Origin of the sequence: Nocardioides sp., assembly GCF_035576065.1 — a bacterium.
Lineage (GTDB): Bacteria > Actinomycetota > Actinomycetes > Propionibacteriales > Nocardioidaceae > Nocardioides.
The window spans coordinates 22,432-31,545 of record NZ_DATLWX010000005.1; the positions used below are offsets into that span (position 1 = coordinate 22,432).

General features: G+C 65.3%; 5 protein-coding genes. All 5 read right to left on the reverse strand.

From position 1 onward, the window contains the following. Positions 1-143 precede the first annotated feature (143 nt). Positions 144-2,084, reverse strand: coding sequence for a M14 family metallopeptidase (locus tag VNJ48_RS01630; protein ID WP_325598451.1), 1,941 nt, complete (start codon positions 2,082-2,084; stop codon positions 144-146). A 663-nt stretch (positions 2,085-2,747) separates the two neighbouring features. Further along, on the reverse strand, positions 2,748-3,608 hold the full coding sequence (locus tag VNJ48_RS01635; protein WP_325598453.1) for a zeta toxin family protein: 861 nt from the start codon (positions 3,606-3,608) through the stop codon (positions 2,748-2,750). Positions 3,609-3,661: 53 nt separating this feature from the next. Further along, complete coding sequence (locus VNJ48_RS01640) at positions 3,662-4,945, reverse strand: hypothetical protein (RefSeq protein WP_325598455.1); 1,284 nt, start codon at positions 4,943-4,945, stop codon at positions 3,662-3,664. Between the two features lie 735 nt (positions 4,946-5,680). Then, the gene (locus tag VNJ48_RS01645; protein ID WP_325598457.1) at positions 5,681-5,944 is read right to left on the reverse strand and encodes a helix-turn-helix transcriptional regulator; all 264 of its coding nucleotides are present in this window, start codon (positions 5,942-5,944) and stop codon (positions 5,681-5,683) included. A gap of 599 nt (positions 5,945-6,543) precedes the next feature. Continuing rightward, entirely contained in the window at positions 6,544-8,304 is a 1,761-nt protein-coding gene (locus tag VNJ48_RS01650; protein WP_325598459.1) for an ATP-binding protein, read from the reverse strand. Between the last annotated feature and the right edge of the window lie 810 nt (positions 8,305-9,114).

A 9,114-nucleotide genomic window follows, 5' to 3' on the forward strand; every position in this document is an offset into this window, starting at 1 on the left:
ACGCGTCAGCTCGAGCAGCGCGCATGTCAGATCCGGGACCTCAGTGCCCCTAGGGCGGACCGGATCCCGCCAAACACCCGAGCCTGTCGCCGGGGGACGGGCAACAGGCTCGGGCGGGTAGCGCGCGGGTGGTGTGGTGTGTGTCAGGGAGCGTCGAAGCCCAGGGTGTAGGGACCGGAACCGCTGTAGGCGTGCACTCGGTAGCGGTATCTGCCGGCGGTGCCGGAGTAATTGATGGTCTCGTCAGGAGCCGCCGATGTGCCGCTCGCCACGGTGGACCAGGACGAGCCGTTCCACTTCTGGAGGTAGAGGTCGAAGTCGGTCCCTGTGGGCCCGTCGAGACATCCCTTGTGCGCCCCGGAGACGGTCGTGGTGAAGTAGGTGCCGTCTGGCTGGTAGACGCTGGCCCCGGTGGCGAGCGACCCCGAACGGGTCGTTTCGAGAGTGGAGCATGACCCAGCTGTGCCGACGGTCAGGGAGAAAGTCGCGGACTTGACCGTCCCGTCGCTCCCCGTGCCCTTGATGCTCACCTGATAGGTCCCGGCAGGCGTGGAAGTCGCCGTCTGGATGGTCATCGTGGACGAGGCGCCCGAGGTGACGGTGGTCGGGGAGAAGGTTGCCGTCGCGCCGGTGGGCAGGCCGGTGGCGCTCAGGGTGACTTGCTGCGCGGGTCCCGACACGGTGGTGGTGGAGACGGTGGCCGTCGTGGATCCGCCCGGAGCGGTCGACCCGGTTCCCGGCGTGACCCCGATGCTGAAGTCGTTGGAGGTCTGGCCGCAGTATTGCTGCTGCTTGCCGATGGCGCGGTAGGGGCAATCGGCATACTCCGCCAGCATCAGCATCGCGTCCTTGTTGCGCGCGGTCTCGGCTGGGATCACCTCGTCCGGGGGATAGAAGCCGGGCGAGGAGGAGTCGGGATAGAGCTCGAAGGTGTAGGACCAGATGCCCTGGTTGCCCCACATCCAGTCGCTGGTGGTGCCGTCGGTGACGTAGAGCTCACTGGCCTGCTGCGGCGTGTAGCCGTTGGTGGCAGCCATCTCCCGGCCGATGGTGGCGAATGTTGACGCCTGGTCAGGGCTCAGCCCCGTGTCGGTGTCGGCATAGGTGTAGCCATAGGGCCACAGGATCAGTTTGCCGTAGGAGTGGATGTCGATGTGCGCCTTGATCTGCTGCACGCCGCCCACCCGGCGCGAGAGGGTGAAGTCGCGCAGCACTTGGGATTCCGGCGCGGAGAACGCCGAGGGGCCGCGGTAGGTGTCGCTCGACGGGCTCGTGCTGGAGCCGTTGCAGCAGCCCCACCTGTAGCCGAAGTTGCGATTGAGGTCGGTCCCGACCGCTGTGGTGCCGGCGTTGGGCTGCCGGTTCTTGCGCCACGAGCGGTAGGAGCCCGCGGCGTGGTCATACTCGCTGCCGTCGGGGTTGAGCATCGGGATGATCCACCACTCGCGCGAGTCGACCGCCCCACGCACCCGGGTCTCGGCCGAGTAGCCGGTGGTGAGCATGTTGGCGACGTAGAGGGCTTGCTCGGTGGTGAGGTGCTCGCGAGCGTGGATGTTGCCGTTGAGCAGGATCTCGGGCTCGGCCTCGTCGGTGGTCACGTTGTCGGAGATCTTGATGGCGAGGATGTCGCGGCCTTCGTAGGAGCGGCCGATCACCGAGACCTGGGCGAGCTGCGGGTATGCCGCGGCGATGCGCCGAAGCTCCGCGTTGGTCTCTGCGTAGTCGTGGTAGTTGGAGTCCGCGGTGGGAAATCCGGTGACAGCCGCGTCTGCCTCCAGCGTCCGGGTCAGCTTGGGAACCCGAGTGGCCTGGAAGCCGAGACGTTCGATGCGGTCAACCTCCGACGCGGTGGCCGTCACGTACAGGGTGCCGTGCTCCACGAAGTCGACGGCCGCGCCGGTGCGGGCCACGGCGCTGCGGTCGGCGCGGGTGCTCAGCCCCGTCACCTGGTATTGAGAGGTCTTCTCGGACGACCCGGAGGTCGATAGTCCGGAGGGCGGATCGGCGAACGCGCTGTGGATCCCGATCGGCGCCAGGGAGGAGAGGGTGATGAGGGAGGTGACGAGAGCCAGTCGTTTGTTCATGGTGCCTCCGCGGGCAGGAATCGGACCGAGTTTTCGGAATCTAGGTGTCCCTCATGGATCGCCGAGTGAGTGACACCGCTCACACCGTGCCGTCGGGCGTGAGTGATGTCAAAGAAGCCATGGCATTAACTCTTAACAACTTTGCTTTGCACTCCGCCGGGTGGCCCGGGGTCCGGGCGTTTCGGCCCTCAGTCCCGACGCTCGTCTCGCGTCGAGTGGCGACACACCAAGGCCTTGTAGTTCGCGAACGGCGGGGTGCGCCAGCTTGGGTCCGCACGTTCAAACCTGGTGATTGGCTCATCCGCTGGGGCACTTCGGGGCACGGGGAGGTGCTGCAACCAAGCCCTGTGGAACCGCAGGCCCAGGGAAAACATCCCCCGACCTGCGGTTCTTCGCCGGGCCGCCTGTCGGAATCGAACCGACGACCTAGTCATTACGAGTGACTCGCGCAGCCTCAAGACCGAAACTCTTCGGCTCACCCTGGTCACATCGCGGTTCTCGAGGCGGCGACTAACGGTGGACTACGGGTGACGACGGTCTGCCACGTAAGTTTTACGGGTTGATGACGGGTCGCCTCTGAGCCGCACACGGACCTTCGAGGATCCTGAGTGCGAGCTCCGAGAACTCTCAAACTCTTCTATCGCCGGTTGTGCCGTAGCGCGTTCAGGTGCTTCGGCGATAGGACGCCTGATGGAGCTCGACACCGTCCTTTTGCGTGATTGAGACGGCCTCGAGGTTGCTGGTGGTGCTTGCGCGTTCGTACAGGTTCTGAGCGTTGGCCCAACACAGGCTTCGCCTGTCGACGTCCGCTTCTTCGCGGTAACACTGTGCGATCGCGCTACGTGGAACGAAGCGGCCACCCATCGGGTCGACACCCGTGTCTCGGATGTTCCACCAGCGCTCTCGTGCTCGTCGACAGGACTCCTCAAGATTGACCTCGGCACCAAGGATCGTGAGCTCCCGGTAGCCCCGGTCGTCGAGCTCGTCCAGAAGCACCCCCGGCTGCCGGTCCCACCGCAACGTTCCTTCGATCACGATGTCTTCCCCCCGCCGCATACATATCGACCGGATGTCGTCGGCAACCTGGTTGGACTCAGCATGGACAAGACCAGCCAACTCGCGCGGCATCAATGGTCGACGGTCCGGAAGTCGCCACGCCAAGAACGCCTCGAAGGTGCCGTCGGCGACAGCGCGGCGAAGGAGCAGGTCCTTGACCATGTCCGGGTCGATCACACGGTATGCGCCCGAGAGGGGACCGCCACGACCGTCACAGAGCTCTTGACGCAAGGTCGTCTTGCCCGCCCCCATAGGCCCTGACATGACGACTGCAAGACGACCGGTCGTCGTGACATCCTCCTTGAGCGCCAGGTACTCCTCGCGAACTTCGTCCAAGACGAACTCGCGGCGCCAGTCGGCAGCAAACAGAACGTGCGTGGCATTGGGGCCCAGCGTGTCCAGAGGTCCGCCCCCGGACATCATGTTCTCGAGGTAGTTGCAGACCGGCTGCATCAGTGGGGGCGCCACGTCGCCGGGTTCCCGATCGTCGGCACCCGACTGACGCTCGTCCTCTGACTGAGTCACGACAGCGTGCCCTGATTGCCGGCCCGTTGAGTGTGTTGGGCGGTCGCACCGGTACCCGAAAGTTCGGCGGCAGTGTCGACGCCCCGGATCTTACCGAACAGCTCCCGCCACTCTTCCGCGGTGATCAGGTGCTCGGGCAGCAGCATGCGCAGCTCGTCCCACGAGCCGCGCACGTAACCAGAGCCCGCCAGAGAAGGGTCTGAGGCACCTTCGGTGTAATCGAAGCGGAGCAAAGCGTTCATCATGACCCGGTCGGACATCTGGCCCACATGTCGCCGCATGGCAATCTCGCGCGGCCCAATCTCCAATGTCCCCGGTCGCTCGGCAGCCTTCTTCAAAGTCCTGCCAACATCTGGCTGTGAACGGCCCAGCTCTTGCGCAATCGTCCGCTGACTGAGACCTGCCTTTGCCGCGGCGACCACGGCACGACGTGCGTCGATGTCAGCGAGCTCGCGTACATGCTTCGCCACGCGCACCGCCCGAAGTGTTTCTACTTGAGGGTCCGCCTCGGACTCCCCCGTAGAACCCTTGCGGGTTGGCCTCTCGGGCTCCGCAACGACTTCCCCGACTGGCGCAGAGCGTGAGGAATCCGTGTCACCAGGCCGCGACGACGCACGTTGCAACAACCCCGAAACGTCATCCAGGCCAAACCCAGAACCAACAGGGAACAAGTGCTCCATTGACGAGAGCGACGTGATGGCAGGCAGCGACATACGAGGCGCCTTCAACGTTCCATCCAGTCTGGCGATGATCTCCTGCGCCAGCGCTAGGAAAGCCTCCCGGACCGCGGCGGTGCCAATGACGTTGGCATCAAGTGGGCCTACCCCCACCCGACACGCGCACGTGAGGCCATCTGCGTGGACCCGGCTCGTCGACCACAGGGACGGCCCGTCCCAGAACTTCTTTGCACCCGCATATGTCCCATATGCCGCCGAGAGCTCATCAGTAGCGGCTCGCGCGTGGACACCACTTGCTGGGTAGCGACCGGCGCGGGCCTCGATGTGCGCGTTCCGATCCAGTAGGTCGCACGACAGCGCAACGACCAAGATTCCTGGGTGGGCCGTACCCTCGCCCTGCTGGTTGGGCCGCGGCCACTCGTCCATCCACCATTCGCGCCAAGAGTCCAGTGATGACAGCGTGGTCTCGGGGAGCTCGTGCGGGCGGTTCCTGGTGTCGGCGCGCACGTAGCCGACGACGATCTCGAGCGGCCGCGACTCCGGGGCGGATCGCTGCACGTCCTGCTGCTCACTCGAGCGGATTGCGGGGTCGCTCCTGTCCATGCTCACACGATACCTCAGTGAAACAAAATGTATCAGAACAGTCTGACTTTAGGCACCTCAGCATTGCTGGCAGCAGCAATGCGACCCCAGGCCCAACTGTCCGCCATCGTGTTGAGACCTTTACGTCTCAACGAGACGGAACCCAAAGGCCACAGGCCCCGCCGACCTAGCCTCTCTACAGGTGGCGTTCGACCTTGACGACCCCGACGGCCCCACAGTCGCAGGCTGGTGCGACGAATACTTGGAACGCGATGACAGCCAGAACCTCGTAGACATGTGCCTGGAACACGTGTACCAACGACGCCTGTGCTACTCGTGTGGTCAAGCCGGGAGCAAGCTAGGTGCTCGAGAGCTACCCCTGGGATCGCTCCACGTGCCTGGGCATCACAGCTAGCGGGCCCGCGCGGTCGAACCGCCACCATCACTGCACCTGTCCCCGCACGCGCTCCGGCGCCAGCTCCCAGCCGTCTTGAGGCGATACGACACTATGGCGCAACCAAGAGCCGACACGCTCAAGAGATGCGAACATCTCAAACGCTTGCGTTGTAAGTTCGTACCGAACTCACTTCTTGGCGGTTGGGGTTCCGAACGGGTCGGCACTCTGTGCGGGCCCGTTCTCAACTCGTGCGCCCGCCCCGCCCGTCCCCCGCGACGTGCGAGCGCGGATCCGCACCGCTGGCTCAGAACGCGCTTCGCACCGGCGCGGCAACACTGGGGCAAGAAGGGCCTGGTGGTTCAGCGCCTAGTGACTCGCGGCGGTTCAAGTCCTCTGACGAGGTCGCCTGGATCTACACCCAGAACGGCCGCGATGCGGAGAATGTTGTGCAACGTGAGGTTGTTCTGGCCCCTCTCAATTTGCCCGATGTAGGACCAATGCAACTCGCTATGTTCCGCCAGCGTCTCCTGACTCACACCAAGTGCCATGCGGGCCGCTCGGACTCGTTCGCCGAATGTCCCTGCAGCTGCGGACAACGGCGGCCTGGCAGCTGGTTTGGGCATGAGGACACTTCATCCATCTCAGGCCCATACATCCAGAGACTATTCGTCTAGGATGAATACGTACTAACCGCCCACTCCAGCCGTCATCGCACGCTGACGTAGCCAATCCCCGCCAAATGTTTGCGGACCGGTTTGACGGAGACGACGATCCGTCGGCAAACAGCTCGACGTCGTGTACGCCCTGGTGCCCTCGAACCGTGCGAAGGGCCGATGGGCTACATAATAGGACATGGACACCGAGAACGATGATGTGCGCGGCGAGGCCCTCCGAGCCGGAGGGCCGGCCGCGTAGGCGCGCATGGCTGCGTAGCCGGCCTTGTCGGTGGTGAAGCGACCTGAGCCCAGCAGCCGTTCTTGAGAGTCGATGACTCCGATCGTCGCTGACAGCTTGTGGGACTGGATCGAAGGCCGCCGCTACCTCGGACTCGACGTCCTCGCCCTGAGTCGCATCGCCCTCATCACCACCGACGAAACCACCACCGAGAAGAAGGATCTGACACCCGACGCACTACTTCTTAGAGTGCAACCACCGGATCACGCGGTGGCCCCATCATCCACCACGACCGTGGACTTGATTGGGATTGTCCGGGGGCGAGGTGTCAGCTGGCAGGGCTGGCGACGGGCAGGCGCACGGTGAAGGTCGAGCCGACCCCTAGCTCCGAGTCCACCTCAATGCGACCTTGATGGCGTACGACGATGTGCTGGACTATCGCGAGTCCCAGACCCGTTCCGGGGCGCCCGAGGGCTTCTTCGTTGGTCGAGCGGAAGAACTGGGTGAACAGGCGTTGCTGATCGTCCTGGGAGATGCCGAGGCCCGTGTCGGAGCAACTGAACACGACCTCGGGTCCGACCCGCTCGAGCCTGACGTCCACGTCGCCGCGGTCGCTGTACTTGACGGCGTTGCTCACCAAGTTTACCAGGGCGCGGTGAAGTTCGTCGGCGTCACCCAGCACGAGCAAGGGGTCGGGAGACGCCCGACGGTCAATGTGCACTCCCTCGCCGCCGGCCACGACCTCCAGTTGGTCGAGGGCCCCGGTCAAAACGGCGCCGACGTCGATGAGCTCTCGTCGGGGCGGGTCCTCGCTCTGCTCGAGGCGGGTCAGCTCGAGCAGGCTGTCGGTCAGCGCCCAGAGACGGTCGGCGCCTCTCTGCATCGCCGACATCGAGCGCAGTCCCGCGGCGGGGAGGTCCGGCAGCGATGACATCAGCTCCAGGTGGCCGGTCACAGCGGTGAGGGGGTTCTTCAGCTCGTGGGAGATCGTCGCGATCATCTGGGTGCGGAAGGCGTCGAGACGCTGGAGACGCGCGGCCTCGGCTCGCACTTGGTTGGTCTCAAGGAGGGCCTGGCGTAGCTTGGACTGCGCTGCCCTCTGCTCGGAGATGAGATCCTTATCAGCTGCGTGGAAGGCCCTGAAGCAGCGGAAGGCCTCTTCGAAGTCGCCCCGGGCGGCGTGCAGCTCAGCCTGCTCCTGCTCCACCTGGGCCAGCACCGAGGTCATCCCGGCTGCCGCGCCCAGGGACCTGGACTCGTCCAGGCTGCGCTGGGCGCCGTCCAGGTCGCCCAGCTTCCGCTGGATCAAGACCCTCGTCAGCAGGAACTCCGCCGGGGTCAGCGCATCCTGCACCCCGTCGGCGCGATAGACCTCCACTGCCCGGTCGATGGTCGAGATCGCCTCGTTGTAGCGGCCCAACGCGACCTGGATCCGGGCGATGGTGTCCAGGGGGCTTGCTCCTAGTGATGCGCCGTGGATGCGGCAGACCTGCAGGAGCCGGTTGACGGTGGTCTCGGCGGCCTCCAGGTCACCGTTGACGTACTCCGCGTAGGCCCGGTTGTTCAGGCACGTGAGCTGCCGGGCGACCTGGCCGGCTCCGCGGGCGACTTCCTCGGCCTGCTCGTAGTGCAGGAGTGCCTCGTCCCAGGAGCCGCACTCGTCCAGTGCGTCGGCCAACCGGATGAGGTGCATGGCGCGCATGGCCGGCGGATCGTCGTCGGCGAGCAGCTCGACGGCCTTGACCGCGTGCTCCAGGCACGAGGCCAGGTCGCCGACATTACGGTAGGTCCACGCGAGGTTGAGGTGGCTTCGGGCCAGCAGCCGCGTGTGACCGTAGGCGGCGGCGAGCTCGTTGACTTCCTGTATCTCCCTCATCGCCTCCGCCAGCTCCCCGCGGCGTCCCGTCATCTCCGCCGTGAGCAGCCGGGCGCGCCAGATGAGCTCCTGGTCCTGAGCGGCAACGGCGGCCCGCTCCAGCTCGGCGATCTCGTCCTCGTTGGTCAGGCCGTAGTCGGGCTGGTCCTCGAGGGCCAACAGGGCGCGATCAAGCTCCTCGCGGCTCGGGGGGTTCGCCTGGGCGTTGTTCACTGGTTCGTCAACCTTAACCCCGGGTCACGCCGCCACGCCATCTGCGCCGCATCGTCTTCCATCACCTCACGGTATGCCGCCACGCCAGGTCTGGGGCACATTCGGCGAGAGGATCGGAGCGAGTCTGCCTCGACGCATGCCCGCCGCGACGACAAGATGGCGCCATGGCTCCCGGATCCCGTGCAAGCACTCCCGCTCAACCTGGCGACCTGGTGGGCGTCGCCCGCGCTCATCAGCCCGGCCGGAATGGATGTGCCTGCTCCCCAACGATGGACCTTGTGACCACGGTTCGTCGGCGAACCCGATCCGCGCATGAGTCTTTTCATCGGCGGCTTCGACACGGACGGTCAGCCTGTGCCGATGAGCCCTGGGCGGCTCCGCCGGACCTCTGCCACCTGGGAGCTGAGTTCTGACACGCCTTCTGGCATTGCCGACCAAGCGCAGTACTTCAGCGCAGGTTCGAGGCCGGCTTGTCACAATTCAGGTGTGCGGGGACACATCGAATGCGCTCCCTCAAGCGCCTTCCTGCGGGGCGATCTGCGTACATCGCCCGGCCAAGCCACGGCCCTGGCCGCAGCTCGCCGCCCGGGGGCTCAGAGCAGTGACCAATCCCAGAATGAAGTACTGCGCGCGTCGCTCAGATTGACTCTCGAAGCAACGTTGCGCTACCTAGGGCGTGTCTCCTAAAGAACGCGGGGTCGAGCCGTGATTGTTGACTCATGTCACGTTCTGCAGTGCTGACCGACGCTCAGTGGGCTCGGATCGAGCCGCTGATGCCATCGTCCGAGGGGCAGCGGGGACGGCCGTTTC

Coding starts and splice junctions, on each gene's coding strand:
- VNJ48_RS01630 (WP_325598451.1), bottom strand. CDS start 2,084: ATGAACAAACGACTGGCTCTCGTCACCTCCCTCATCACCCTCTCCTCC.
- VNJ48_RS01640 (WP_325598455.1), bottom strand. CDS start 4,945: ATGGACAGGAGCGACCCCGCAATCCGCTCGAGTGAGCAGCAGGACGTG.
- VNJ48_RS01645 (WP_325598457.1), bottom strand. CDS start 5,944: ATGCCCAAACCAGCTGCCAGGCCGCCGTTGTCCGCAGCTGCAGGGACA.